The organism is Coprobacillus cateniformis (assembly GCF_009767585.1).
Classification (GTDB): Bacteria; Bacillota_I; Bacilli_A; order Erysipelotrichales; family Coprobacillaceae; genus Coprobacillus; species Coprobacillus cateniformis.
The window spans coordinates 1-1,186 of the sequence record NZ_WSNW01000024.1 but is presented as its reverse complement, the minus strand read 5'-3'; the positions used below and the strand labels follow the sequence as shown (position 1 = coordinate 1,186).

General features: G+C 22.3%; 3 protein-coding genes. 1 reads left to right on the top strand and 2 read right to left on the bottom strand.

Annotation, left to right across the window (positions count from 1 at the left end):
• On the bottom strand, positions 1 to 321 hold a 321-nt coding region (locus tag GQF29_RS19110; protein ID WP_473807926.1), incomplete at its 3' end, for a DUF3899 domain-containing protein.
• Here GQF29_RS19110 and GQF29_RS18215 point away from each other — a divergent pair.
• Positions 251 to 511 carry a hypothetical protein gene (locus GQF29_RS18215; RefSeq protein ID WP_017144323.1) on the top strand — a complete coding sequence of 87 codons (261 nt, stop codon included), beginning with the start codon at positions 251 to 253 and terminating at the stop codon, positions 509 to 511. The two genes, GQF29_RS19110 and GQF29_RS18215, sit on opposite strands and share 71 nt — an antisense overlap.
• Before the next feature lie 25 nt (positions 512 to 536).
• Here the strand turns inward: GQF29_RS18215 and GQF29_RS18210 are convergent, their stop codons facing one another.
• A complete protein-coding gene (locus GQF29_RS18210) occupies positions 537 to 1,001 on the bottom strand; it encodes a hypothetical protein (protein WP_008790889.1) in 465 nt (154 codons plus the stop codon).
• Between the last annotated feature and the right edge of the window lie 185 nt (positions 1,002 to 1,186).

The following is a 1,186-nucleotide window of genomic DNA, read 5'->3' as shown; positions in this document are numbered from 1 at the left end:
TTCATTTGATGATTTCGCTATCTTTTTTTGATGTCTTTTATAATCAAATTTTTTACCATTTTTTTCAATAACATAATGATGATCAATAATTGTTTGTTCATGATTGATTACACAAATAAACCTACGAACTTTTCTTCTTAAATCATTAACTGTCATATTATCATCTATTTCCATTTCTAAGTTTAATTTCATTTTTTTCTTCTCACTTTCTTTGAATTTATTTATAATATAATTAAAGAAGGTGAAAACAATGGATACTATAATTAGGATAATAACGCCAAAAGAAAAAGAAATGAGAGAAAAATTTCCAGAACTATACAAACAAGTAGACCGATTAAATAAATTGATAGAAAATACTGAAACTGAAAAATTAAATCAATTAACAAAAATCAACTTAAGATTTTCTCGTTATTTATATAAACACAACACTCAATCAAAATACTTAGAGTTCATATATCATGACTTTTCATACGACGAAATTATCAGTTTTATAAACTTAATTAATTATTAAAGATATTGTTTGGCAATATCTTTTCTTATTTATAAATTCTTGAATAAAGATCCGTTTCTAAAGTTCTAAAATTATTCATTATTGAATCATAGCTATATATATCAAAAATTCCTAAATCTCTTAAAAAACAAATTTGATTTTTTAATTCTTCAATTTCTTTTACGGTACCATTAAAATATCTTATTTTTTCATCAAGTGTAAATTTATTATTAAAATAATCTTCACAAAAACTAGAAATAATTGTTTTCATTCCTTCAATTCGTGCATTTATTTTATCTTGCATTTCCATTTCTACAATAAAATCATATGAACAACCTTTAAATTTTTTTGATTTATAATTTGCAATCATTCTATTATTATCTTCTATTGTAAATGCATATCCATCTTCTTTAGCAAGAAAATCAAGCTGTTTCACAAAATTACTTACCGCTTTGTGAAGTAGATTTAAAGTTATATCTTTTTCCACCTTAACATTTACATTAATCTCCATTGTTTTACCTCCTTATCATATGAAAAAGGAACTAACATTTTTTTATTAGTTCCTTACCTTTAATTTAACATTTGAATAAGCAAAAGCAATATCAATAATATACAACGTTTTCTCATTTTCAACAACATAATACAGTAATTTGAATTTATCTATATATGCAATTCTTAATAAATCATTATTGTAAA